Source organism: Polaromonas sp. UBA4122, from assembly GCA_002381615.1.
In the GTDB taxonomy this organism is placed as follows: Bacteria; Pseudomonadota; Gammaproteobacteria; order Burkholderiales; family Burkholderiaceae_C; genus Polaromonas.
In genome coordinates, this window is sequence record DFWY01000047.1 from 1 (window position 1) to 25,112 (window position 25,112).

Here is a 25,112-nt window from a genome sequence, read left to right on the forward strand (position 1 = left end):
GAGATGATATTTTCGGTGTTCGCAATCTTTTTTACCACGATCGCGGGGGCATCGAGTTCATTGCTGGGTCTGATCGAAGGGCTCGCCGACTTCTCGGCGTCCTCTCTGAATTACCTCACCGGCTGGCTGTCTGACCGAAGTGGCAAGCGCAAGGCCTTTGCACTCGCGGGATACGGCTTTTCGACGCTCGCCAAGACAATTCTGCTGGTGACGAACTCGATCACCGGCTTGGGATTGTTCCGCGTCATCGAGCGGCTCGGCAAGGGTTTTCGCGGGCCACCGCGCGACGCCTGGCTGTCGTCTGTTTCTGTGCAGGCGACGCGCGGCTACTCGTTCGGCGTTCACAAGGCGCTCGATAAATCCGGGGCGGTGCTGGGTCCGCTGGCCGCCTATGCATTGCTGTCGTGGCTCGGCGAGTCGGCCGGCACCTACCGGACCCTCTTTTGGGTGGCCTTCATCCCGGCGGCACTCGGTGTTGCCGTGTTGGCGCTCATCAAGGACCAGCCCGGCGTTCCCCATGAGCGCGAGAGCATCGGCCAGAACTGGCGGTTGCTCAGCCCCGCGTTCAAGCGGTTCCTGATCCCGGCAGGCATCTTCTCCCTGGCGTACTTCAGCCTGGGTTTCCTGCTGCTGAAGGCGCACGACGCCGGTTTCAGCGTGACGAACATCGTGCTGCTCTACGCCTTGTTCAACACCACCTGCGTGATTGCCGCGCCGCTCGTTGGCAAACTCGGCGACCGGGTCGGCCGCAGCCGCATCGTCGTGCTGGGCTACGCCCTTTACGGCTTCATCAACCTCTGGCTTGTGTTTGCCAGCAGCCGATGGGAGATCATCGCGCTGTTCGGGATCTATGGGTTCTTTTATGCCATCGACGAATCACAGAGCAAGGCCTTCATCGCAGACATCGAGCCGGAGCGCCGTGCCACAGCCATCGGCGTCTACAACTTTGTGACCGGGGCGCTCTACCTTCCGGCCTCGCTCGTCGCCGGTGCGTTGTGGGCAATAGCGCCCCGCTTCGCGTTTGCGCTGGCGGCGCTGTTGTCGCTGGCGGCCATAGTAATGTTCAGTGTGCTTCGGCCCGCTGCGCAGAACGCAACGCCCGCCGCCGCGCCGCCTGCTGACGACTAGTCCGTGCAGTGCTGGCGCTTCTTGTGCCCAGGAATGTGCGAGCGCAGATGCTGAACGCAACGGCGCGTCACGTTGACAGCTCGGTTGGTTTTGGTCGAACCGGCGCTTGAAGGTCTGCTTGTCGACGCGAAGTTGTAGCCCCGTCGATGGCCGCCGTACCGCTACAACCGCAACGCCTGCGCATACCCCGTCATCTCCAGATAACCGCTGCCCACGCGCTTGCCGTTGCTGTCGATCAGCTCGCTCAGGCCTTCCCAGTAAATCGCGCCGGTGGAGGCGCGGCTGTCGAGCTCCTGGTTGTCGATCACGGCTCTGACGGTATAAAAATCAGCGGGGGTGCGAACCAGCCATTCCACCGGGTAGGTGGTTTGGCTGAGCGGGCTTTTCCAGCGGCGCACGGGTTTGAAAATCACTTCGCCGCGGCTGAAAGTGTAAAGCTCGCCTTTAGCGGACCTGAAAGAGCCGCCGTCCCAGACGGCGTTGCCGTCTTTATCGCGCAGCCTGAACGCGGTCAGGGCACTGCCATCGTCCAGGTTCATGCCGATCCAGTCCCAGCCTATGGAGCCGGGGTGCAGCAGCTCCTGGCTCCACTCATGGTCCAGCCAGGCTTTGCCGGTGACTTCAAAGGTTTGCCCCTGGACTTGCAGCCTACCGCGCGTGGCCAGCTGCGGCTGGCTATAGTAATAGCTCGCTTGGGCTTCCTCCGGGCCTTTGCGTGACAAGCCTTTGTTGCCCTGAAGCAGTACCGTTTGAGTTTCCTCAAACTGCAGCTTCAGCGCAAAGTCTGATGCGGGCAGCTCGGCGGTGTAGCGACCGCCCTGGCCCTGCAATGACCAGTCGCGCAGCTTGATATGCATGTCTTGCTCGCTGGCAGAAGCCACGCCAAAGCCGCCCCTTGCAATGCGCTGGTCATGCCAGAGTTTTTTGCCCTGCACATCGGTGATAGCAGCATGCGCAAAGAGTAATTGTTTGGCTGCAAATTTCGATGTCATGCCCTGGGTGCCATCGACCCGTGAGCGGAAAAACGTGAGCTGAAAACCAAACCTGCGGTCGCCTGATGCGGCCTGCCCCGTGATGTACCACCACTCGGTGCGAAAGTCCGGATGCGAGCCTCTGTCACGCGGGAAAACCAGCGCCTTGGCGGGCAGAGCATGGGCGGGGTCTGTCCACGTTGCAGCGCCTATGAGTCCGGCCAGGCCGCCCAGCACCAGCTGGCGCCGCAGAATGCTGGCCGACAATAGGTGCATGTCAGTCTGCCTGAATGAGGTGCATCAACAAAATCTGGCAGCTGGTCATGGCCCCGATTCTCGCAGCAAGGCCGCCTCATGGAAAAGTACGCCATGGCTCACCGGATGGAAGGGTACCGCCTGAAGTGCCCGGCTTTACAAAGCTTGGCCCGTAACGGCGGTGCGGAAAATAATCTCACCGCTGGGTATATGCACGACCCGGACTTCCTGACGTGTCGGATCAGCCACGCTTTTCACCGCCACGGCGACGGCCAGCGAGGGGTCTGCGTAGAACTGCTTGAAGGTGGTGGGCGGCAACAGGCTGCCCACCAGCGGATCTCTGCTTTCAATGCGGTATTGAGCGGATGCCATGATGAAGACCTCGTTGAAGTAAGGCCTCATGGTAGGCCCCCGATGTGGCGCTGTGATGACAATTGCGCGTCAAAAACGTGAGCAACGTAAGCAAAAGCAAACGGGCTGTCGATGTGCGCCAAAAATTCTTGCCTGCTTTACAAGCTTGTTTCGCAAGCCTTATTTCACAGTTCCAGCCCGGCCTTCGAGCCGCCGCTTTATGTGGATTTACCCGGATTTACCAGTCTTCCTTGACGGCCAGCACGGCATCCTTGCCCGCCGCTGCGCGTCCGGCCAGCCAGGCAGTCAGGGTACCGGCCAGCATCACGGCCGCGCATAAAACCACGAGGCGCAGCCAGGGCACCATCAGGTCCATGGTCCAGTGAAAGCTTTGCGGATTCACCACGTACACCAGCACTGTGGACACGGCCAGGCCCAGCGCCAAGCCTGCCAAAGCGCCTATCGCCGTCCAGGCTGCCCCCTCGCCCGCCACCACCATGAGGATTTGCCGGCGCGTGAGGCCCAGGTGCGCCAGCAGTCCAAACTCCTTGCGGCGCGCCAGCACCTGCGCGCTGAAACTCGCGGCCACGCCAAACAGGCCAATTGCAATGGCCACGCCCTGCAGCCAGTAGGTCACGGCAAAGCTGCGATCAAAAATCTTCAGTGACGTGGCGCGAATCTGGCTGACCGAGGCCATTTCAAGCAGCGCGCCTGCACCGGACTGCTGCTCTGCCAGGCCGCGTATCGCCTGCTGCACCTCGGCATCGCTGGCATCGCCGTTCAGCCACAGCGCCAGGTCGTTGACGCGATGGTCGCCGGTCAGGCGCTCAAAGTCGCGCTGCGCCATCGCAATGGCACCGAACTGGCGGGCGTAGTCACGCCATACGCCGGCCACGTAGAACCGGGCGCTGGCGGAGCTTGCTATTAAATCAGGAGCTTCTACCGCTTTTCCTGATTGGGCTAGAGCACTAAAAGACTGTGAAAGCGGGTTAAAAATGCTGCCCGGCCGGGCACCGTACAGGTCCACCATCGCTTCACTCACATAAATGCCAATATGCCCCGGCGGCACGGGCAGCGCGGGGCCCACCAGCGGCAGGGTGGTAGCCGGGTCATCGATGGGGCGCGCAATCAGCGTGACAGCGGGCTGGCTCGGATCCAGCAACAGCGGCGTGGTGTGCAAGGTGCTCACGCGCCCGACTCCTGGCAACCGGGTTAACGCCTGCACAAACTCAAGGGGAAAATAAGCCGTGTCAGACGCCGAGGTGCCCAGGGTGGTGCGCACATACAGGTCCGCAGGCAGCACCACGTCCAGCCAGCGCGTGACCGAATCGCGAAAACTCGCCACCATCACCGTCAGCGCCACGGCCAGGCTGAGCGATGCCACTACACCGCTGACGGCCACGGCAGCGCTTTCGCGTACCCGGCGCGCGCGTTCCACGGCCAGTAGCGGCAGCAGGCGGTGGGCGACCCAGGGGCTGAGTCGGTCATACAGCAGAGCAATCAGCCAGGGCAACGCCGTGATGCCGCCGACCAGCAGCAGCGCCACCGACACATACGCCGCCAGCGGAATTCCGAATATGGGTGGGACCAGCGCCAGCAGGGCAACAGAAGCTATCAAAATGATACTGAGCCAGTGGGCGGACCCGGCTCCTGTCGCCAAGCCCAGCCCTTTGAGGGTTTGCGCAGGCGGCAGCTTTTGCGCCTCCCGCGCCGGCCACCAGCCGCCCACCAGCGCCGCGGCGACACCGAGCAAGCCGTAAATCAGGGCGGCGCCGGTATCCCATTGCAAGGCTGGCGCGACCCCGGAAAAATAGCTGTCTCTTATACANNCGCCCAGGTCGCCGCCGAGCAGCCGCAGCGCCAGCGCGGCCAGCCCCGTACCCAGCGCGATGCCGGCAGCGCTGCCGACCCCGCCCAGCAGCGCGGACTCCCACAGCACCAGACGCAGGCGCTCGCGGCCGGTCAGCCCCAGCACGGCCAGCAAGGCAAACTGCTGCGCCCGCTTGGCCACGCTGAGCGAGAGCACCGAGAAAACCAGGAAGGCGCCGGTGAACAGCGCCACCAGCGCCAGCACGGTGAGGTTGACCCGGTAGGCGCGCGACAGGTTGCCGATGCGCTGGGCGGCATCGGCCGGCTCAGTGGCGCTGATGTCCGGCGGCAGGTGCAGCGAGGCGATGAAGGCGGCGCGGTCGGTGCCGGCCTGCAGCCGCACGTCAATGCGCGAGAGCTGGCCGGCCCGGCCAAACAACTCTTGCGCGGCGCCAATGTCCATCACGGCCAGCGCCGAGCCGCCGGCGCTGACGTTGCCGCTCACCTGCACGTCCAGCAGATGCAGGCCGCTTTGCAGCCGCAGCCGCTGGCCCGGCAGGCTTTGGCGCGCGGCCGGGTTCAAAAAGACCGCGCCGGGCGCGAGCAGCGACAAGCGGTCGGCGCCGGTGGAGGGCGCCGGCATCAGGGCCGGCGCCAGCGCGGCTACCACCAGTGCATCGACCCCCATCACACGCAGCGATACACGCCGGCCAGCGTCGGTGACGGCATAGGTAGCCAGCTCCAGCACCGGGCTGGCAACAAGCACCTGCGGGTGATTGGCAATACGCGGGTACAGCGCTTCGTCAAAGCTGCCGCGCACCGCGCGCAACTCCAGATCGGGCTGGCCGCCCGCCGAACGTACCGCCTGCGAAAATTCACTCAGCGCCGATGCATTGATCAGCTGCACCGAAAACGCCAGCGCCACGCCCAGCATCACCGCTACGATGGCGGCCGCGTTGCGCCAGCGGTGGTGCAGCAGCTCCTGCCAGGAGAAGGTTTTCAGCAGACGGATCATGAGTTGGACGTGAAGGACGCTTCTATGGTTCCTGTATAAAACGGGCTGGGTTGCTTGCAACATGCCTTGACTTTGACCCGGACCTTGAACAGGTTGACTTTGCCCACCTTTGATGATGTGATTGCAGCCGGCCAGCGGCTCGAGGGCCATGCCCATCGCATGCCCATACTGCGTTCGGCCACTGCGGACGCCAGGCTCGGGGCCAGTGTATTCTTTAAGTGCGAGAACTTTCAGCGCATGGGGGCATTCAAGTTTCGCGGCGCCTTCAATGCGCTTCCCCGGATCAGCGCCGGGCAGCGCCAGGCCGGAGTCGTCACCTTCTCATCAGGCAACCATGCATAGGCCATGTGGCCCTGTCAGCCCGCATGCTGGGCATCCCTGCGGTGATCCTGATGTCGCTGGATGCGCCATCAGCACGCTGGGATGCAAGGCGGCCACGGCCGCATGCAGATCATTGAGTGGCGGATGGTCATGGGCGAAGGCGCGCCACCTGCTGCGTGAGTGTTTCGATGAGCGGGGGCAGCAGGCCTTGCAGGCCGGGTGTGTCGCGCGCCTGAGCGCTGGATGTCGTGCCACGATTGGCGGCGGCATCGCGCAGGATGGCGGCGCAGGGGGCTTCTGCTGCGCAGCGGAGCATTTATCAGGCAATGTCAGTCTCCTCAATTTTGCGGTCACTTCTTCGCCACGGAAGACCTTACCGGTTTTGCCTTGTAGCTGGTCTGATTCGTTGGGTCGGTGTTGACAAATCTCAAGTGGCTTGCCGTGGTACTCCCCACAATGAAGTCATATGTCGTCAAAGGGGTAAAGATGAAACTTCCGGTTCATATTCAATTTCGCGGTATGGAGCCTTCGGATGCGCTTGAGATCAGCGCGCGTGAGCACGCGCACCGGCTTGAATCGTTTGCCCCCAACATCATGGCTTGCCGTGTCTGCATCGACCTGGAGCAAAAGCACAAGCATCAGGGGCGCCCCTACGGCGTGCGCATCGACCTCACGCTGCCGGGCCAGGAACTGGTGGTGAACCGGGTCCAGCACGAAGATGTGTATGTCGCCTTGCGCGATGCTTTCGACAACATGAAGCGCCAGCTTGAGGACGTCGTGCGCAAGAGCAGGGGGCAGGAAAAACAGCACACTGTGCCGCTGCATGGCGAGGTTGTGCGCCTGGACGACGCCGGGGGCTTTGGTTTCATCCGCACGCCTGATGGCGACGAGTACTACTTCAGCCGCGACAATCTGGCCGGTACGCCGTTTGAGCATGTGCAGACCGGCAGCGCCGTGCAGTTTATCCCCGAGGTCGCTGGCGAAGGCTTGCAAGCCAAGCGCGTGAGCTTGGGCAAGCACGGGATGGGTTGAACGGCGGCCGGATGCCGCCAGCAGGAAAGTAAACCAGGAGAACACTTTGGGTGAACGTTTGACCACAGGCGAAATTTGCACACGCAACGTGACAATCGCCTTCAGGGCGACGACCCTGAACGGGGCGGCGCGACTGATGCGGGAGAACCATGTCGGCTCCCTCGTCGTCGTCGAAGAAACGGGTGGCATGCGAATCGTGGTGGGTGTGCTTACCGACCGCGATATCGTGACCGCCGTTGTCGCCTCTGACCTCGTCCCCAGCACCTTGCGCGTGGGGGACGTGATGACCACCGACCTGGTCACCGCGCGCGAGGACGATTCGCTGATTGACCTGATGGGCACCATGCGCCGCAAGGGGGTACGGCGCATCCCGGTCGTCGGCGCGCAGGGCGAACTGGTTGGTGTGGTGGCGCTCGACGATGTGCTCGACATCCTGGCGCAGGAACTGGGTTTACTGGTGGCCGCCATCGACAGCGAGGGCAAACGCGAACGCCAGATGCGAAAGTAAGCCCGCCGCAACAGGTCCCGGCATCACCAACGCAACAGCCAACTGCCATCCGCTTGCGCTTGCACGCCTGTGTTGAAGTGCCGGCCTTCGGTTTCGAACAGCGACTGCAGGCTGCGTCGCGCGGCGGGGTCGGCGTGCACCAGCCGCAGGCGGCGCAATTGCATGGGCACGATCTCAAGCTGGTGCAGCGCGCCGGTTTCACGCGAGAGTTGCGCGAAGTACAGGCACACGGCACTGGGGTCAAAGTTCTCCTGGGACGCAATGCCTTCATAGTCATTGATGAGATCGCCGCAGCCATAGAGAATGAGCCGTCCGCGGTAGACCTCAACCGGCCGCGGATGGTGTGACGAATGGCCATGCACCAGATCGGCTGCACCCAGCTCAATCAGGCGTTGCGCAAAGCGGCGATGCACTTGCGGCACTTCGACCCCCCAGTTGCCGCCCCAGTGAAGCGAGACCATGACCAGATCGCCGGGCTGGCGCTGCCGGGCGACGAGCGCGGCTACTTGCTGCGCGCTGGCCTCTTTTAAATCGGGCAGCAGTGCGATGCCGGCGCGCTCCGCGGTGGCGCCCCAAGCCGGTGGCACGCCGCTGTCCGGGCTGGCCCAGGAAAACACCAGCAGGCGCACGCCACCGGCGAGTGGCCAGGTCGCGGGTGCGCAGGCGGCTTCAAGATTGCTTCCTGCACCGGCACTGTGGATACCGGCCTGCTGCAACGTGAGCAGGGTCTGGACCAGTCCCGGGCGTCCCCAGTCCAGCACATGGTTGTTGGCCAGCGCGCAGCCGTCGATGCGCGCGGCGGTCAGGCAATCAATGTTGGCGGGATGCATGCGGTAGTGAATGCCCTTGTTGGGCCAAGCCTCATCCGAGGTCGTGATCGCCGTTTCCAGATTGACCAGGCGCAGCTCGGGCTGGTGCCTCTCAATCTCGGCCAGCGCATCACCCCAGATATAGTCCGGCGCCACCGGGGCCGGAACAGCGCCGTTCACACGCTCGGCCAGCCGCACATAGTCGCGCGCATCGCGCACCCAGCTCTCATACAGCACCGGCGCAACGGGGTGCGCCAGAATCTGGTCGATGCCACGCCCGGTCATCACGTCGCCGGCGAGCCAGAGTGTGAGTGTGTCCATAGTTTGCTGGCTGACGTCTAACCCTTGATGCACACCAGCGGCTCCAGCCGCGCCACCTTGCGCGCCAGGCCTGCCGCGTCGGCGGCATCGACGACCGCGTTCACGTCCTTGTAGGCATCGGGTGCTTCTTCGGCCACGCCACGCATGGAGGGGCTGCGCACCAGGATGCCGCGCTGTGCCAGCTCGTCGACCACCGTGCGCCCGTTCCATGTCTTGAGAGCCTGATGGCGGCTCATGGCGCGTCCGGCGCCGTGGCAAGCCGACGAAAAAGCCAGTGACTCCGACGCCTGCGTGCCCGCCAGCACATACGAGCCGGTGCCCATCGAGCCGCCAATCAACACCGGCTGACCGGCGGCACGCAAAGCCTGTGGCAGCTCGGGGTGGCCGGGGCCCCAGGCCCGTGTGGCGCCTTTGCGATGCACATAGAGCTCGCGCAGCTGACCATCGATTTTGTGCGTCTCAAGTTTGCAGGTGTTGTGTGACACGTCATACAGCACCGGCAGTTGGGCCGAGGGCAGCAGTTTGGCAAACACGTCGCGTACCAGCTGGGTCAGGATCTGGCGGTTGGCCAGCGCGCAGTTGATGGCCGCACGCATCGCGCCGAGGTATTCCTGGCCCAGGTCGGAGCGTATCGGCGCGCAGGCCAGTTCGCGGTCGGGCAGGATGAGGCCGTAGCCCGGTGCGGCCTCAACCATTTTGCGCAGGAATTCGGTGCCGATCTGGTGCCCCAGCCCGCGCGAGCCGCAGTGGATCATCAGCACCACATCGCCCTGGTGCAGGCCGTAGACGGTGGCGATGGTATCGTCATACACCGCGGTGACCTCCTGCACCTCCAGGTAGTGGTTGCCACTGCCCAGCGTGCCCATCTCTTCGCGCTGGCGCTTCTTGGCCTGCTCCGAGACGTATTTGGGTTTGGCGTGCAGCATCTGGCCATGCTCTTCGACGCGTTCCAGGTCGGCGCTCGTGCCCCAGCCACGCCCGACCGCCCACTTCGCGCCACCGCTGAGCATGGCGTCCATCTGCGCGCTGTTGAGCCGGATCGCCCCGGTGCTGCCGAGTCCGGCCGGAATGCGCTCGAACAGCGTTTCGGCCAGCGCTCGCTGCACGGTCATGATGTGTTCGCGGCGCAGCCCGGTGTGCAGGCAGCGCACACCACACGAGACATCAAAGCCCACGCCTCCGGCCGAGACCACGCCACCGGCATCGGCGTCGAAGGCGGCGACGCCGCCGATCGGGAAGCCGTAGCCCCAGTGGGCGTCGGGCATCACGTACGAGGCGTCCACGATGCCCGGCAGCATGGCCACGTTGACCGCCTGTTCGTAGACCTTGTGGTCCATGGCGAGCACCAGCTCTTTGCTGGCATAGATCATGCCCGGCACACGCATCTTGCCCTGTGCCGGGATTTCCCAGGCACAGGGGCTGTGTTGTTTCAGGAGATTCAGATCCATGGCTCAAACATCCACCACAGTTTGCGCCAGCCAGCCACCATCGATTGGTGCCACGCGCAAGGCGGTGTAGGTGGCGCCCTTGACCTCTACCGCCGGCTGGTGGCGCTGCACCGAGGTTGGCTCGCCCATAGCCTGCGCGTGCAGGTGCGTGCCAGTTAGTTCGACATGGAAGCGGCCAAACAGCATGCGTCGCACCGCCATCTCGTAAATGAGCGCATTGAGCCAGTCGGCGAGCAGCAACTCGTCGTCCGGCGCCTCGCAGCGGATGTGCACGGTATCAACTGCGGCCACGCACTGAGGGTCGGTGATCACGGCCGTCAGCGCGAGGGCCGCCTGCTCAAAGGCATCGGCCTTGGTCGCGCCGACGCCGCGCACGCCAATGTCGGCGCCATGCTCGAAGTGTTCCCAGTGCTTGTGCATTGCGGTTGTGTCCGGGGCATGCGGTGCACGCCTCATAGTTTCATTTATGCGCTGCCGTGTCGCTTCAGCATTTGACAATCCGCAAACGCGGTGTCATCTCGATGCTATTTGTTCGCGTATTGTTTGCAGCGGGAAGCCTGCATCGCTTAAAAAGCCGCCGGTTTGATCTTCGTCAAACCAGGTTTTTCCGCCTCTTCAACAATGTTTTTAGGACGCCTATGGCAGTGGCGTCTGTGGTCACTTGTGTTGCGCCGCTAGCGCGGCCGACTGGGCGGTGCGTGTGCGTGCACTGCTTTGTGCCCGGGCGGAGCGGCAGCGTTCCGGTTCTTTTTTGTGAGACGGGAGGGCTGACGTAGCGGCCCTGGGCCTGCCAGCTATCCATGATGGAGTTGAATGATGTTGCTTTATTCCCTTGATCCTGATGCCACGTTTGCGCAGGCACTGGCTGCCAGTCTGGGTGAGCCGCTGGCGGCCCATGAGGACAGGAGCTTCGAGGACGGCGAGCACAAGCTCAGGCCACTGCTTGACCCGCGTGGCAGTGATGCATACGTGATTTACAGCCTGCATGGGGGCCCCAATGACAGCCCGCATGACAAGCTGTGCCACCTGTTGATGTTCATCGCCACCTTGCGCGAGCATGGCGCGGCGCGCGTGACAGCGGTGGTGCCGTATCTTGCCTATGCCCGCAAGGACCGGCAGACCAAGCCATTCGATCCGGTCACCCTGCGTTATGTCGCGCAGCTGTTCGAAGCTGTTGGCACGTCGCAGCTGATCGTGCTGGAGGCCCACAACGTGGCGGCGTTCCAGAACGCATTTCGCTGCCCGACCATGCATCTTGAAGCGCACCGCGCCTTCGACGGCATGGTGTCCGAACTTGCCGGTGAGGGGCCGCTGGCGGTGGCGTCGCCCGATCCGGGTGGTGTCAAGCGGGCGCAGCTGTGGCGCGAGTCGCTGGAGAAAACTCTGATGCGACCCGTCGGATTTGCGATGATTGACAAACGCCGCAGTGCAGGCGTTGTCAGCAGCGAAAACCTGGTGGCAGGTGAGGTGGACGGCATGACGGTGCTGCTGCTAGATGACCTGATCGCCAGTGGTGAAACCATGAAGCGCGCGGCCGTGGCGCTGCGTCAGGCCGGTGCGCGGGAGGTGGTTGCATTCGCTGCACACGGCCTCTTCATCGGTCCGGCAGCCGATGCGCTGGGAGATGACAGCATTGCGAAAATCATCGTGACGGACAGCGTGCCGCCATTTCGTCTGCCCCTAACTGGACCAGTGCGCCGCAAGCTGCGCGTTGTGTCCGCTGCGCCGCTGTTTGCACAGGCCATCAGGGCGAGTCATGAGGCGTGGACGCGATGAAGGTATCAGTATTTGCCGGATGAGCGAGGATGTCCAGCGCCGCCAGGGCGCAGGCGACATAGCGACCGGCCAGCTGCGGCCACTTTTCAGGCGTGCGTGGATTCGGGTCGAGCAGATGGGCCATGGCAAGGCGGGCGCGCACAATAGCGCGATAAGCGGTGTACAGATGCATCAGGGCCGGGCGGGGGTAGTCACCCAGAACGGCAGCACAGCCTGACGTGAGGCGCTGGCCAATCCACGGCGCACCCGCTATGTCGCATTCCAGGCTGAGGTAGGCAATTTCATCAAAGGGATCGACCTGGCGCAGTTGCGGGTTGAACTCCAGGCAGTCAATCACCACCGGGGGCTGGAGCAGGCAGACGTGTTCGGGGCGCAGGTCACCGTGCCCGTCGAGCACGCGCTTGCGGGACGCACGATCGCGCAACAGATCGGCGCCCTGCGACAGCGCTACGTCAAGCCGGTCAATGGCCAGCGCAGCATCACGCAGCTGGAACTGCGGTCGCAGCAGCACCTCACGGTTCGATGCCTGCTCATACTGAAAGCGGGCCAGATAGTCGTTCGGACTCAGGGCGACCGCAAGTGCTGTGCGGTAAAACGCGCCCAGCACCTCAACCAGCGCGTCAATATCCCCTTGCACGACACGCCCTTGCGCGATAAGTTGGTGCAGCATTCGATGTGACGGCAGTCGCCGCATCAATACCAGCCAGTCGACGGTCTCGCCGGGGGCGGTGGCAGGCAGGTGCAGGTGCGCTTCAGGTACCAGCGCGAAGACGCCATCACACCACTGCAGTGCCATCAAGCCAAGATAGACGCCAGGGGCCAGGCGCGTATTCAGCCTTACTTCCTCCCTGCAGTAGAACTCTCGCGCCTTCAGGGTTGTGAAATCGAGAAATGGAAAGCGCACTGGTTTTTTGAGCTTGAAGACCTCGTTGCCCACCAGAAACACCCAGGACATATGGGTTTCGATGCACTCCGGGTGCTGTCCGGATTCGCCATAGGCCTCGGGCATTTGCAGGAACTTCAACTTGACTTCAATGTCCAGCATGTGCAAGGGACCCTTAAAACTGACCCGCCAGCCTTTTCAGGGGGATGACGGTTGTGGTGAGGACCCCGGGTCAGTTTGTCAGGCTGACACGTCTGGGGACCTCCTCATCCGTCTTGATGTGCAATACACCAAGACTTGACTCAATTGCTCGAACCCCCCAACTCCGTACCCCGCAGGTCTCGCTTGAACGAAGCCCGCGACGTACGCCTTCAATATAGTTTCTGACGCGCTGATTTCATTGCGAATTCTCAATTGAAATAGGAAAAAAGGGGATTTCTCTGGCCGCCAGCCAGAAGCGCAACGGCACACAGGTCAGCAAGCGATGGACGCCCAGCGCCATTAACTGCGCAGACGCCTGCGTCGCCAGCCGGTCTGGAACCACGGTGTCGTGCTGGTCACTGAGCGCCATCGTTGCACCCTAGCAAAACCAGGCCAGCGTGGTGTCGGACTGCAGGATGCCGAAGCACTGTTGCTGCTGCCGGATGAAATCTGCCAGCGCGGCCCGTCTGCTTGAGCTTATCAGTCGCGCTGCCGCTTCAGCCGGTGATCCCTTCGCTGCCCAGATGTAACACCCGGTCAGCCCGCGCTGCGGCGGCTTGCGAATGGGTGACCAGCACCAGCGATGCGCCGTGTTCGCGAGTTTGTGCAATCAGCGCGTCCATCACCTTGGCTGCCGTGCCGGGGTCCAGGTTGCCGGTGGGCTCGTCGGCCAGCAGCAAAGAGGGCCGATGCACCAGGGCTCTGGCAATCGCCACCCGCTGCAGTTGTCCGCCACTCAATTGCTGCGGCAGGCGCTTGCCCAGCCCGGCGAGGCCGACCGCGTCTAACAGGGCTTGCACCCGGGCATCATCGGGCTGGTCCAGCAATAGCAGGGGCAACGCCACGTTTTGCGCCACATCCAGATGCGGCAGCACATGAAAAGCCTGAAACACAAAGCCCACATGGCGGCGGCGCAGCAGCGCGCGCTGGTCATCGGACAGCGTGCCAAGGTCTGCGCCGTTGAGTAGCACCGAGCCTTCGTCCCAGCTGTCCAGCCCGGCCATGCAGTTAAGCAGGGTTGATTTGCCAACGCCCGATTCGCCGACAATGGCCACAAACTCGCCGGGCGCCACGTCCAGCGAGACCTGGCTGAACACCACCGTGTCGCCATAGCGTTTGCCCAAGTCCCTGATCTGCAGGCTCATCGGAATGTCCCCATTTGCGCCTTCACCAGCGCTAGCGCCTGCTGCAGCGCTGCAGGCTCATCGCACGCCACCACCTGGCGCTGCGGCATGGCGCGAAGCCAGGTGATCTGACGCTTGGCCAGCTGGCGCGTGGCAAAAATGCCTTTGTCGCGCAGCTCGCTCATGGGGCTTCTGCCATCAAGAGCCTCCCAAGCCTGGCGGTAGCCGACGCAGCGCATGGACGGCAAATCCGGCGTCAGGTCGCCGCGCGCGCGCAGGGCTTTGACTTCGCCCAAAAAGCCCGCTGCCAGCATGGCGTCAAAGCGTTCGGCGATGCGGCCGTGCAGCCAGGTGCGGTCCGCCGGTTCAAGGGAAATAAGGGTTGCAGCGCCCTGTTCTCGGGCGCGAGTAGCTATGTTTTCTATAGCATTTCGCCGATGGAAAAATGACAGGGGCTGCCCCGACACCCTGAACACTTCCAGCGCACGCGAGATGCGCTGCGAGTCTTGGGGCTCCAGCCGAGCTGCCGTGACTGGGTCCACCTGGGCCAGCTCGGCATGCAGCGCAGGCCAGCCCTTTTCGGCAGCCTCGCTGGCCAGCACGGCACGCACCGCTGGGTCGGCCTTGGGCATGTCGTCGAGGCCGTCAAACAGGGCCTTGAAATACAGCATGGTGCCGCCCACCAGCAGCGGCAGCCTGCCGCGCGCGCTGATCTCTTCAATCAGCTGCCGGGCATCGGCCACAAACTCTGCGGCGCTGTAGGCGTGCAGCGGGTCGCGAATGTCAATCAGGTGATGCGGCACTGCGGCCAGTTCGCTGGCAGTGGGCTTGGCGGTGCCAATGTCCATGCCGCGGTATACCAGCGCCGAATCGACGCTGATGATCTCGACGGGATAAAGCTGTGCAATGGCCAGCGCCGCCGCAGTCTTGCCCGATGCGGTCGGGCCAGCCAGCGCAATGTAGCTGCTTCCCACGCCTGCCGCCCAGCGCACGTCGTCAGGGTTTCGCTGGGGCTGCATGTTCAGGTTCTCCGTATTTCCGGACCACGGTCCAGGCCGTGGCGGCTATCAGCACGCTCCAGAACCACACGCCGTTGGTCAGCGGGCGCACCGTGCCATCCATGTGCGTTCCCAGCCAGCCGCCCATGCCGAAGGCCACCACCATCATCAAAAAGCCGTTCATTGCCGAGGCCGCACCGGCGGACTTCGGGAAGGGGCCGACTGAGCCGCTCTGGCCGCAGGGCTGATGCACGCCGTGGCCCAGCATGAAGAAGTAGTGGGGCAGCATGATGGACCACACGTTTTGCACGCCGGCCCAGGCCAGTACGCCCATCAGCGTGCCGCCGGCCAGGCTCAGGCATGCGGCAATCGCTACTGATTTGCGCACGCCGAAACGCGGCAGCAGACGCCGGCAGATAAAGGTGCCCGTGAGATAGCAAAAAGACATGGAGAACATCACGAGGCCATAGTGCGTCTTGCTAAGTCCCAAGACCTTGATGAAGACAAACGACGAACTTGCGAGAAAGGTGAACAGCCCGCCGTAAGAAGCCGCAGTCAGCGCAGAAAAAGCCAGAAACGTGGGATTGCCGAAAATATGGACCCAGGTGCGAAGCAGCATGGCCGGGCGCAGTGCATGAAGGTTTTTCTGCTGCAGGGTCTCCTCAAAGCGCAGGGTGATCAGGGCGAGCGTGCAGGCGCCAAACACCGCCAGCGCCATCAGCGCCATGCGCCAGCCGAAAAGCGTTGACAGCAGGCCGCCGAGCGGGGCGCAGACACAGGCCAGCACGCCCAGGCCGCTCAGGCCCTTGGACATGATGCGGGCGCCTTCCGTGGGCTGGTAGAGGTCGCGCACAATGGCGCGAGCGCACATGACGACCGCGCCCATGGCCGCGCCCTGCACCACGCGCCAGACAATCAGCAACGCCATGGAGGGCGCCAGCGTGCCGCCGATGGAGGCTAGCGTATAGGCCGCCAGCCCCCAAAGCAGGATGGGGCGGCGGCCAAAGCGGTCGGACAATGGGCCCCAGATCAGTTGTGAGGTGCCAAAGGCGAGCAGCAGCGCACTCAGCGTGAGCTGCGTTTGTGACATCGGCGCCTCGAAGCCTTCGGCCAGCGCCGGCAGGGCGGGCAGGTACAAATCGGTCGTGACCGGCTGTATGCCCAGCAGCATCGACAGAACCAGCACGATCAGGCCGGCAGACATGGACGTCGGCGCGACAGCCGGAGAAATTTTCGCGGTAGACGGGGTAGCAGCAGGCATCCGGCTGAGGGTATCAGATTGCCGACGATTGCTCGGCGAAGGGATGGGCTGGCCGCAGGCCCGCCCGTGCCGGCGTTTCATGCTCATGACTGAGCATGCCGGCTGGAAAGTTCAGCGCCCGCGCATGAACAGCGCATCGAGCTCGCGGATACTCACCTGCCGCCAGGTGGGCCGTCCGTGGTTGCACTGGTCGGAGCGCTCGGTTTCTTCCATCTGCCTGAGAAGGGCATTCATTTCGTCGATGGTCAGCCGCCGGTTGGCGCGCACGGCGCCGTGGCAGGCCATGGTCGACAACAACTCGTTTTGCGCCCGCTGAATCACGGTGCTCGCCTCGTGCTGGGCCAGCTCGGCCAGTACGCTGCGGGCGAGCTCCACTGCATCCCCTTGCGCCAGACTGGTGGGCACGGCGCGCACGGCGAGGGTTCTGGGGGAAAACGGCGTGATCTCCAGGCCCAGGGTGCCCAATGCTTCGATGTTGGCTTCGGCGGTGGCTACTTCCTGCGGGGTGGCGGCAAAGGTGGCTGGAATCAGGAGGGGCAGGCTGGCGATGCTGGCCGTGTCCAGCTGATTTTTTAGCCGTTCATAGACGATGCGTTCGTGGGCGGCGTGCATGTCCACAATCACCAGGCCTTGCGTGTTTTCGGCCAGCACATAGATGCCTTGCAACTGGGCGATGGCGCGGCCCAGCGGCCAGTCGCCGGGCGGCAGGGGTTTGACCGGCTCGGGTGCGGCGCCCTGGGTTCCTGCTGGAGCAGACGCCAAGGTGCTAATGGCAGTAGCGTTGTCTGCACCGGACGGGGCAGGCCACATCGCTTCAAAGTCGGAAGCGCGGTCACCCCGGTCTGCTCTTAAATTGATAGCTGATTGTGCCCATCCCTGCTGGGCATAAGACTGATTTTGCTTAAGAAATCCGTTGTCAGGCGGTTGGATGGAGGTCCCAGGGGCTCTGGCGTCTTGGGCGGTCTGTGCCGACGTGCTGGAGCGTGGTGTGGCCAGCGCATCTTCAGTGGCATAGCGCACCGCCTGATGCACCTCACGGCTGTCGCGAAAGCGCACCTCGATTTTGGTGGGGTGCACGTTCACGTCCACGCGGGCGGGGTCCATCTCGACATACAGCGCGTAGACCGGCTGGCGGTGGCCGTGCAGCACGTCTTCGTAGGCGCTGCGTGCGGCATGCGTGAGCACCTTGTCGCGCACGTAGCGGCCATTGACATAAGCAAACTGCTGGTCGGCACGCGAGCGGGCAGCGTCCGGAATGCCGGCGCGGCCCCAGACCCGCACGGCGGGCAGGCCATCGGCCCGGCGGGCTGCGCTTTCGTAGTGAACGGCGACAGACTGCGCCACAAAGTCGCTGCCCAACACGTCGGCCAGGCGTTGCTCGTGGGCCAACTCGGGGGCCAATTCGTTATGGCAGGAACGCCATTGCTCCACCAGTTTGCCTTCGTGCCAAATGGCAAAGCCGACGTCTGGCCGCACCAGCGCATGGCGACGCACGGCTTCAATGCAGTGCGCCAGTTCCGTGGCGTCGGTTTTCAGGAATTTTCGACGGGCCGGCGTGGCGTAAAACAGCTCGCGCACCTCCACGCTGGTGCCTCGCGCGCGCGCGGCCGGTTTCAGCTCACCGGTGCGGCCATCGAGCTGCCAGGCATGGTCAGTGTCGATGGTTCTCGACTGCAGGCTCAGATCGGCAATGGAGTTGATAGCGGCCAGCGCCTCGCCCCGAAAGCCCATGGTGCCCACGGCCTCCAGGTCTTGCAGTGATGCAATCTTGCTGGTGGCATGGCGCCTGAGGGCTACGGCCAACTCTTCGCGCGGAATGCCCAGGCCATCGTCTTCCACCCGTATCAGCCGCACGCCGCCTGCCAGCAGCCGCACCGTCACTTGTGTTGCGCCGGCGTCCAGCGCGTTGTCCACCAGTTCGCGTACCACAGAGGCCGGCCGCTCGACTACCTCGCCCGCCGCAATCTGGCTGATCAGTTCGTCAGGGAGTTCGCGGATGGCGCGGCGCGGGGTCTGGGGCTGGTCGATCATGAACCGCTGATTTTAGGCGCAGCCCCGTTTCCATGTGGCCAGCCGGGCGAAGGGCGACGATGCCAGATCTGTCAAAATCGCAGTCATGGAACTAGCTGCTTTTCTCATCGACTTCATTATTCACATCGACAAACACCTGGAGGCTTTTGTGACCAGTTACGGCGTATGGGTCTATGCGCTGCTGTTTCTCACTATTTTTGTGGAAACCGGGGTGGTCGTCATGCCGTTTTTGCCGGGCGATTCACTCTTGTTTGTGGTGGGGGCGATGTGCGGGGTCGGCCTGTTGAGCTATCCGCTGGCCCTGGGGCTGCTGTTTGCCGCGGCCGTGCTGGGCAACCAGTCCAACTACACCATTGGTCATTATTTCGGTCCCAAGGTGTTTCAATGGGAAGCCTCAAAGTTTTTCAACAAGGGGGCGTTTTATCAGGCGCATGCGTTTTACGAGCGCTACGGCGGCATCACCATTGTGGCTGCACGTTTCATGCCTTTTTTGCGGACCTTTGCCCCGTTTGTGGCGGGCGTTTCGCAAATGACCCGCAGCAAATTCTTGCTGTACGACATCACCGGTGGCGCGCTGTGGGTGGGCGGCATTGTCACGGCGGGTTACTTTTTCGGCAACGTGCCTTTTGTCAAAGCGCATCTGGACAAGATCATCTGGGCCATGATCCTGATTCCGGGCTTGGTCATCCTGTTTGGTGCCTGGAAGGCCAGGCGCAAGGCGGCCAGCGCGTAGGCAAAAAAAGCAGTGCGTTGATTTTCAACGCACTGCCTTGGCTGTTGTGATGTGCCGGTTGCGCCGGACCTGGCGAGCCGGTTAGTGGTTGAGCTTGATGTTCACTGTTTTTTGCCCACTTCATTGCCGATCAGTGCGCCGGCGGCTGCACCACCGACCGTGCCCACCGTGCCGCCTATAACGGCATTACCCACGACTCCCCCCACGACTGCGCCAGTCGCAGTACCAATTTGCTCATTGGTTGGGCTGGTTCCGCAGCCGCTCAGTGTGGCGAGGGCGATCAGTGACGCTGCTGCGGCTGAGATCAAAAGTTTCGTGTTCATAGGATTCATCTTTGCTAAGAGTTTCAGGCTTTTCCCGGTGGACATTCACGCCCATTCACGTCGTTATGTCCTGGCTTTGCCTGTCATTTCACTGTAGGGCCATGAACGCTTCGGACCTGTAGGAGAGGACCCCCGCTAACTGTCGTCTTGCCGTGTCGTCTTGCTGCGTTTTTTGGGCAGTGCGATGGCGCAGATACCCCCTCACCGGTAGTGACTTGCAGTATTTACAAGGCGCGGTTGCGTGCCAGCGGCGGATTTTTGGCGAAGTAGCGCGTGATGCCGCGCATCAGCGCATCGGCGAGCTGTATCTGGTAGTCATCACTGCGCAGCCTGGCTTCTTCTTCGGGGTTGCTGATGAAGGCGGTTTCCACCAGCACGCTGGGGATGTCGGGGGCCTTCAGTACGGCGAAGCTGGCTTGCTCGACCCTGGGCTTGTGCAGCCTGCCGACATGGCCGATCTCGCCCAGCATGGCGCTACCCAGTTTCAGGCTGTCATTGATCTGCGCGGTGGTGCTCATGTCGAACAGGGCTTTCTGAACCTGCGTATCCTTGGCCTTCACATTGATACCGCCCACCAGGTCGGCCGAGTTCTCCTTGTCGGCTATCCAGCGAGCGGCGCTGCTCGATGCACCTTTTTCGCTCAGCGCAAATACGCTGGCGCCCTGCGGCCTGGCGGTGAAGAACGCGTCGGCATGCAGGCTGATGAAAAGATCGGCCTGCACGCGGCGCGCCTTCTGCACGCGAATGTGAAGCGGCACAAAAAAATCCGCGTCGCGCGTGAGGTAGGCGCGCATGTTGGGCTGCTGATTGATGCGGTCGCGCAGGCGGTACGCAATTTGCAGCACCACATCTTTTTCACGCGTGCCGCCGGGGCCGGTAGCGCCGGGGTCTTCGCCGCCATGGCCCGGATCCAGCGCCACGATGACCAGCCGGTCTGTCTTGGCCTCAACATTTCTTTTCGCAGTGGCGGCCATTTCTGCCGCGGGTTTGGGATCCGCCGGTTTGCCGGAACTGGAGGAAGCGCTTGAGGGCGACTTGCCGGATTGCTGCGCCATCAGGTTGCCGAGTGGGTCATTGCCCGCGTCCGCAGCGGGGCTCGCCTCCGGCTGCTTGCCTGCGAGTCGTTCGGTAATCAGGGCCTCTAGCGGATCGACGGCCTGCGCCGGGTAGAGATCAAGCACCAGCCGGTACTGGTAAGCCGCAACGGGCGGCAGGGTGAACACCTGCGGAAGCATGGGTTGTTTAAGGTCCACCACCAGCCGCACCACTCCCGGTGCGTGCTGGCCGACGCGAATGCCTGAAATATTCGGATCGTCCGATTTCACCTTGGCCACCAGCTCGCGCAAGGCCGGGATCAGGTCAATGCCCTGAATGTCAACCGCCAGGCGGGGCGGCTCGGCCACAAAGAACTGCCGGGCCTTGATCTCGCCATCCGATTCGATGGTCAGCCGTGTGTAGTCTTTGGAAGGCCAGACGCGCACCGCCACAATCGTGGCGCCACGGGCGATGTGCTGCACACCCAGCAAGAGCACCACGGTGCCCAACTGCAAGGCGCTGCGCCGGTTGAGGTGTGTCATGGTGTTTTTCATGTCAGCAGCTCCGCGCCCATGGCGGTGTGCGCTGTCAGGGTGATGGCGCGGGATTCGTTGGCCAGCACTTCAATATGAATCAGCAAGTCTGGCGGTGGCAAATGGGCGCCCGCCTTTTCCGGCCATTCGACCAGCTTGAGCCCGGGGCTGGCAAAAATATCGCGAAATCCGGCCTCTTCCCACTCGCGCGGGTCATTGAAACGGTAAAAATCGAAGTGCCAGATATTCAAATTGGGCGCGGCCAGTGTGTAGGGTTCCACCACGGCATAAGTGGGGCTTTTGATGCGGCCCTCCACGCCGAGGCTCTTTAGCAGGTGGCGGACCAACGTGGTTTTACCTGCGCCCAGATCCCCTTGCAACTCAATCAGTGCGCGGCCAATCGTCGGCTGCCGGGCCAGCTCCTGGGCAAAGGCAACGGTGGCGGCCTCGTTCGGCCAGACAATTTTTTTTACAATCAGCGGATGGTCCTGAACAGTCATCAATTCATTTCTCAAATTCAAACTTGGGCGCGCGAGCTTGGATTTTCGCAAATTGGCATTGCTGGCGTTGATTTATCGTCAGCCGAACCGGGATTATCGGCCTGGTTGGCGGCCGGCTTTCATGGTGACATGCATTACATGGCCGCGCATGGGCTTAAACGGGCGCGTCCTGCCGAGTTGATCCCGGGTACCGTGAGCGTCATTACGGCACGGATGGATTATTTGCCGGCTTCCCCGTCCACGTCCACCCCCGCCACGCTTGCCAAGCCCGGTGACTGGCAGGCTATGGAGTTCAGCCGTTTGCAACGGCCTGCGGAGGGCATTGTGTCGGTGTACGCCCGCGGTCGCGACTACCACAAGATAATGCGCGCCCGTCTGCAAAAACTCAGCGAGCGGATTGCCGGTCATGTGGAAAAACTGGGTCACCGGGCCTTCACCGATTCGGCCCCCGTGCTCGAAGCCGAGCTGGCTGCCCGCAGTGGACAGGGCTGGCGCGGCAAGCACACGCTGCTGCTTAACCGCGAGGCGGGATCGATGTTTTTTCTCGGCGAAATTTATGTGGATGTGGCCTTGCCGACCAGCGAGCCGGTAACTCAGCACTGCGGCAGCTGTAGCGCCTGCATTGACGTGTGCCCCACACAGGCCATCATTGTGCCCTATAGGCTTGATGCACGGCGTTGCATCTCTTACCTGACCATTGAACACGCCGGACCGATTCCGCTGGAGCTTCGCCCCTTGATGGGCAACCGCATTTACGGCTGCGACGACTGCCAGCTGATTTGCCCGTGGAACAAGTTTGCGCAACGCAGTACCTTGCCCGATTTTGATGAACGTCAGGGCTTGACGGGCCAGCAACTGGTGACCTTGTTCGCCTGGACTGAAGAAGAATTTCTGCGCTTCACCGAAGGCAGCGCCATTCGCCGGATCGGTTATGAGCGCTGGTTGCGCAACATTGCGGTGGCTATGGGAAATGCCCTGCATGCGGGCGCTGCCGGTGATGCAGAGATACGGGCAAGCCTGCAAGCATGTGCCGAACACCCGAGCGATGTGGTCAGGGAGCATATTCTGTGGGCGCTGGCTCAGCGGATAGACTCGAAGACTAAGTAGACGTTCCCCTTAACCAGAGAAGGCAAACGACATGGATCTAGGACTGAAAGACAAAACCGCCCTGGTGCTCGGCGCTGGCGGAGGCTTGGGCGGCGCATCGACCGGACATTACCGCTAGAAGCGGAAGTCGGCACGCGCAGCGTGCGGTCCTTGTTTTATAACATCTCGATCGACTGACTGAATCAGTTTCCGCTTACCGTGATTGGCGCATGGCAAGCATCGGTTCGACCAAGCCTGCGCGCCGGATCGACGCAGATCCGCACCGGCATTGCCAGTGCAATTTCATCGGACATGACAGGGGAAAATGTCCAGTACGGAATCGGTGCCAACCGGCCCAGCGATCTCTGCCATCGGGTGGCAGACGCCATCCCAGCACATCTCGTAATCGGCGACATAGCCTGAACGCGCCAGGTGCAGGCGCTTCAGGGGCGGCAGCGCAGGCCTGTAATGCCAGACGCCGTCCTTCAATATTGCGCCGGTGGGGGCTTCCATCCCGGCGCCGGTGCCGCGGATACGCGCCTCGACAAGTTGCAGGCGCAGGTCGACAATGCGGTAATCTTCTTCCCACCGGATTTTCTCGATGGAGTGAGTCCAGCCCAGGGTGAATGCCTGCAGCGGCAGGGTGACTGCCAATCCCGCCGCTGCCAGGCACAGTCCTGTCATGCGGTCAACAGCGCTCTGCGATTTTGCCGCGCGTGCCAGACGAAAAACAAGACCGCCATTGCAAATCCGATTTCATCGGTAACTGGCAAGGCAACCACCAGCATTAGCGCGGCTATGGTGACGAATACGCGCTCGATCAGCTTGAGCGGTGTCCACATATAGCCGACTGCGGCCCCGCCCCACAGCACAATGGCAAGCACTGCCTTGCAGACGATGTACGAACTTGAGAACACGGTCCAGTTGCCCTGCAACATCAGCTCGGGTGCATAGACGGCCATGTAGGGAATGACGAATCCCGCGATGGCAATATGGGTGGCTTTCCAGCCGATGCGCATCGGCGACGCCTTGGCGATCGACGCCGCGGCAAACGCCGCTAGCGCCACTGGCGGCGTCAGGTCGGCCATGATGCCGAAGTAGAACACGAACATGTGGCTCACGATCAGCGGCACGCCGAGCTTGAGCAAGGCGGGCGCGGCGATCGAACTGGTGATGATGTAGTTCGGAATCGTCGGGATGCCCATGCCCAGCACCAGGCAGACCAGCATCGTCAGAAATAACGAGAGGAACAGGCTGGTCTTGCCGACCTCCAGAATGTATCCGGCGAAGCTGGAGGCAGCGCCGGTCAGGGTCAGTACGCCGATGATGACGCCGACGACGGCGCAGGCAATCCCTACCGGCAACGCCTGTTTGGCGCCATCGACCAGGCTCGATCGGATGGTATGGAGCGTCTTCCTGCCGCCTTTAACCTTCAGGCAGGCCAGGCTCAGCGCGAAGATGATGGCAATGACCGGATAGATGCCCCACGTCAGAAAACTTGCGGCGGCCAGTCCCAACCCCAGCCAGAACACGTAGCGGAACGCGAGGTTCGACATGCGCGCGGCAAGCGCGGCACCGAGAATCAGAATGGTCGTCAGCGCCAGGCCGGTGAGACCGGCGAACATCGGCGTAAAGCCATGAAACAACATGGCGACCAGCGCTGCCAACGGCAGCGCCAGATACCAGCTTTCCTTGAGAGCGTTCCACGGATTAGGGCAGTCCTCCTTAGGCAACCCTTTCAGTCCGGCGCGTCCGGCTTCCAGGTGCACCATCCAGAATGCGGTAACGTAGTAGAGAACGGCAGGAATGACCGCTGCCTTGACGATTTCCACATAAGGCACGTTGAGTGTCTCGGCCATGATGAAAGCAACCGCGCCCATCACCGGTGGCATGATCTGGCCGCCCATCGAGGCCGTCGCTTCAACCGCCCCGGCGAACACTGCGCTGTAGCCGAAGCGCTTCATCAGCGGAATGGTGAACTGGCCGACGGTCAGAACGTTGGCCACGCCCGAACCCGAAATCGTGCCCATGAAGCCCGATGAGATCACCGCCACTTTGGCCGGACCGCCTTTGGTGTGGCCTACCAGCCCAAGCGCCAGCGAGTTGAACAGATTGATCATGCCGGCATGCTCGAGAAAGGCGCCGAACAAAATGAACAGGAAAATATAGGTCGCCGACACCATGGTCGGGATGCCGAAAATGCCTTCGGTGCCGGTGAACAACTGGCCGATGATCTGGTCGTAACCGAATCCGCGGTGCGCGACCGCATCGGGCAGATACTGTCCGAAAAAGCCGTACAGCAAAAAGGTGCCGCAGACGATCGGCAGCGCAAGACCGAGTATGCGGCGCGCCGCTTCAAATACCAGCACGACCATCAAGGTGCCGACCACCAGATCCGCCGTGGTCGGGTCGCCCGCGCGCTGGATCAGGTCCGCCTCGAAAATCCATTGATAGGTCCCTAGCGCGAAGCTGCCGAACGACAGCAGCCAGTCATACCATGCGATGCTGCTGAGCTTGCCGTGCTTGTGTGCCGGATAGAGCAGGAAGGTAATCATCAGCAGAAAGCCGACATGCAGCGAGCGCATCACCAAGCTGGAAAGCGGGGAAAAGGCCGCGACGATCAGCTGGTAGGTCGAGAAACACAGTGCCAGGGCAATCAG

At 62.6% G+C, this 25,112-nt stretch carries 24 protein-coding genes and 1 pseudogene; 7 read left to right on the forward strand and 18 right to left on the reverse strand.

Annotated features, from left to right (window positions below):
- Nucleotides 1–1,128, forward strand: a 1,128-nt coding sequence (locus tag B3F77_RS06340) for an MFS transporter (RefSeq protein WP_293604144.1), incomplete at its 5' end; no start/stop codon positions are given.
- A 161-nt stretch (nt 1,129–1,289) separates the two neighbouring features.
- Here B3F77_RS06340 and B3F77_RS06345 read toward each other — a convergent pair.
- The 3 genes from B3F77_RS06345 to B3F77_RS06355 all read right to left on the reverse strand — a co-directional run bounded on the left by B3F77_RS06345 (nt 1,290) and on the right by B3F77_RS06355 (nt 5,529).
- Nucleotides 1,290–2,375 (reverse strand): carotenoid 1,2-hydratase, encoded by a 1,086-nt coding sequence (locus B3F77_RS06345; RefSeq protein ID WP_293604145.1) that lies wholly within the window; start codon nt 2,373–2,375, stop codon nt 1,290–1,292.
- Between the two features lie 135 nt (nt 2,376–2,510).
- The gene (locus B3F77_RS06350) at nt 2,511–2,726 is read right to left on the reverse strand and encodes a hypothetical protein (protein ID WP_293604146.1); all 216 of its coding nucleotides are present in this window, start codon (nt 2,724–2,726) and stop codon (nt 2,511–2,513) included.
- A 217-nt stretch (nt 2,727–2,943) separates the two neighbouring features.
- A complete protein-coding gene (locus B3F77_RS06355) occupies nt 2,944–5,529 on the reverse strand; it encodes an FtsX-like permease family protein (protein WP_293604147.1) in 2,586 nt (861 codons plus the stop codon).
- Between the two features lie 84 nt (nt 5,530–5,613).
- On the opposite strand from B3F77_RS06355, the pseudogene B3F77_RS06360 reads away from it, so the two are divergent.
- A pseudogene (locus tag B3F77_RS06360) lies at nt 5,614–5,963 on the forward strand (pyridoxal-phosphate dependent enzyme); the annotation flags it as partial.
- Between the two features lie 35 nt (nt 5,964–5,998).
- Here the strand turns inward: B3F77_RS06360 and B3F77_RS06365 are convergent.
- A complete protein-coding gene (locus B3F77_RS06365; RefSeq protein ID WP_293604148.1) occupies nt 5,999–6,166 on the reverse strand; it encodes a hypothetical protein in 168 nt (55 codons plus the stop codon).
- A 170-nt stretch (nt 6,167–6,336) separates the two neighbouring features.
- On the opposite strand from B3F77_RS06365, the gene B3F77_RS06370 reads away from it, so the two are divergent.
- Nucleotides 6,337–6,882, forward strand: coding sequence for an HPF/RaiA family ribosome-associated protein (locus tag B3F77_RS06370; protein ID WP_293604149.1), 546 nt, complete (start codon nt 6,337–6,339; stop codon nt 6,880–6,882).
- A 46-nt stretch (nt 6,883–6,928) separates the two neighbouring features.
- Nucleotides 6,929–7,390 carry a CBS domain-containing protein gene (locus tag B3F77_RS06375; protein WP_293604150.1) on the forward strand — a complete coding sequence of 154 codons (462 nt, stop codon included), beginning with the start codon at nt 6,929–6,931 and terminating at the stop codon, nt 7,388–7,390.
- A 23-nt stretch (nt 7,391–7,413) separates the two neighbouring features.
- On the opposite strand, the gene B3F77_RS06380 is transcribed toward B3F77_RS06375, so the two are convergent.
- Genes B3F77_RS06380 through B3F77_RS06390 form a run of 3 tightly spaced genes read right to left on the reverse strand, consistent with a single transcriptional unit; the run spans nt 7,414 to nt 10,388 of the window.
- The gene (locus B3F77_RS06380) at nt 7,414–8,520 is read right to left on the reverse strand and encodes a CapA family protein (protein ID WP_293604151.1); all 1,107 of its coding nucleotides are present in this window, start codon (nt 8,518–8,520) and stop codon (nt 7,414–7,416) included.
- Between the two features lie 17 nt (nt 8,521–8,537).
- The gene (locus B3F77_RS06385; protein WP_293604152.1) at nt 8,538–9,968 is read right to left on the reverse strand and encodes an RtcB family protein; all 1,431 of its coding nucleotides are present in this window, start codon (nt 9,966–9,968) and stop codon (nt 8,538–8,540) included.
- A gap of 3 nt (nt 9,969–9,971) precedes the next feature.
- Nucleotides 9,972–10,388: an archease gene (locus B3F77_RS06390; RefSeq protein ID WP_293604153.1), complete on the reverse strand. Its 417-nt coding sequence runs from the start codon at nt 10,386–10,388 to the stop codon at nt 9,972–9,974.
- Nucleotides 10,389–10,784: 396 nt separating this feature from the next.
- On the opposite strand from B3F77_RS06390, the gene B3F77_RS06395 reads away from it, so the two are divergent.
- Nucleotides 10,785–11,744: a ribose-phosphate diphosphokinase gene (locus tag B3F77_RS06395; RefSeq protein ID WP_293604154.1), complete on the forward strand. Its 960-nt coding sequence runs from the start codon at nt 10,785–10,787 to the stop codon at nt 11,742–11,744.
- Here the strand turns inward: B3F77_RS06395 and B3F77_RS06400 are convergent.
- The 6 genes from B3F77_RS06400 to mutL form a co-directional block, all read right to left on the reverse strand.
- The gene (locus tag B3F77_RS06400) at nt 11,713–12,789 is read right to left on the reverse strand and encodes a hypothetical protein (protein ID WP_293604155.1); all 1,077 of its coding nucleotides are present in this window, start codon (nt 12,787–12,789) and stop codon (nt 11,713–11,715) included. The two genes, B3F77_RS06395 and B3F77_RS06400, sit on opposite strands and share 32 nt — an antisense overlap.
- 235 nt (nt 12,790–13,024) lie before the next feature.
- Complete coding sequence (locus B3F77_RS06405) at nt 13,025–13,198, reverse strand: hypothetical protein (RefSeq protein ID WP_293604156.1); 174 nt, start codon at nt 13,196–13,198, stop codon at nt 13,025–13,027.
- Between the two features lie 127 nt (nt 13,199–13,325).
- A complete protein-coding gene (locus B3F77_RS06410; RefSeq protein WP_293604157.1) occupies nt 13,326–13,973 on the reverse strand; it encodes an ABC transporter ATP-binding protein in 648 nt (215 codons plus the stop codon).
- Complete coding sequence (gene miaA / locus B3F77_RS06415; RefSeq protein WP_293604158.1) at nt 13,970–14,971, reverse strand: tRNA (adenosine(37)-N6)-dimethylallyltransferase MiaA; 1,002 nt, start codon at nt 14,969–14,971, stop codon at nt 13,970–13,972. Before miaA ends, B3F77_RS06410 begins: the two co-directional genes overlap by 4 nt.
- Complete coding sequence (locus B3F77_RS06420) at nt 14,949–16,154, reverse strand: multidrug effflux MFS transporter (protein ID WP_293604159.1); 1,206 nt, start codon at nt 16,152–16,154, stop codon at nt 14,949–14,951. Before B3F77_RS06420 ends, miaA begins: the two co-directional genes overlap by 23 nt.
- A 168-nt stretch (nt 16,155–16,322) precedes the next feature.
- Nucleotides 16,323–18,242: a DNA mismatch repair endonuclease MutL gene (gene mutL, locus B3F77_RS06425; protein WP_293604160.1), complete on the reverse strand. Its 1,920-nt coding sequence runs from the start codon at nt 18,240–18,242 to the stop codon at nt 16,323–16,325.
- An 85-nt stretch (nt 18,243–18,327) separates the two neighbouring features.
- Between mutL and B3F77_RS06430 the strand changes: the two genes are divergently transcribed.
- Nucleotides 18,328–18,975 carry a VTT domain-containing protein gene (locus B3F77_RS06430; RefSeq protein WP_293604161.1) on the forward strand — a complete coding sequence of 216 codons (648 nt, stop codon included), beginning with the start codon at nt 18,328–18,330 and terminating at the stop codon, nt 18,973–18,975.
- Nucleotides 18,976–19,076: 101 nt separating this feature from the next.
- Here B3F77_RS06430 and B3F77_RS06435 read toward each other — a convergent pair whose 3' ends face one another.
- From B3F77_RS06435 to tsaE, 3 genes are all read right to left on the reverse strand, one after another.
- Entirely contained in the window at nt 19,077–19,307 is a 231-nt protein-coding gene (locus B3F77_RS06435) for a glycine zipper 2TM domain-containing protein (RefSeq protein WP_414702969.1), read from the reverse strand.
- 215 nt (nt 19,308–19,522) lie between these two features.
- Complete coding sequence (locus B3F77_RS06440; protein WP_293604163.1) at nt 19,523–20,887, reverse strand: N-acetylmuramoyl-L-alanine amidase; 1,365 nt, start codon at nt 20,885–20,887, stop codon at nt 19,523–19,525.
- Nucleotides 20,884–21,366 (reverse strand): tRNA (adenosine(37)-N6)-threonylcarbamoyltransferase complex ATPase subunit type 1 TsaE, encoded by a 483-nt coding sequence (gene tsaE / locus B3F77_RS06445; RefSeq protein WP_293604164.1) that lies wholly within the window; start codon nt 21,364–21,366, stop codon nt 20,884–20,886. The genes B3F77_RS06440 and tsaE overlap by 4 nt, the downstream gene beginning before the upstream one ends.
- On the opposite strand from tsaE, the gene queG reads away from it, so the two are divergent.
- Nucleotides 21,349–22,473 carry a tRNA epoxyqueuosine(34) reductase QueG gene (gene queG, locus B3F77_RS06450; protein ID WP_293604165.1) on the forward strand — a complete coding sequence of 375 codons (1,125 nt, stop codon included), beginning with the start codon at nt 21,349–21,351 and terminating at the stop codon, nt 22,471–22,473. The two genes, tsaE and queG, sit on opposite strands and share 18 nt — an antisense overlap.
- Nucleotides 22,474–22,755: 282 nt before the next feature.
- Here queG and B3F77_RS06455 read toward each other — a convergent pair whose 3' ends face one another.
- Nucleotides 22,756–23,136 (reverse strand): DUF1850 domain-containing protein, encoded by a 381-nt coding sequence (locus tag B3F77_RS06455; protein ID WP_293604166.1) that lies wholly within the window; start codon nt 23,134–23,136, stop codon nt 22,756–22,758.
- Nucleotides 23,133–25,112, reverse strand: a 1,980-nt coding sequence (locus B3F77_RS06460) for a TRAP transporter permease (RefSeq protein WP_293604167.1), incomplete at its 5' end; no start/stop codon positions are given. The genes B3F77_RS06455 and B3F77_RS06460, both read right to left, overlap by 4 nt.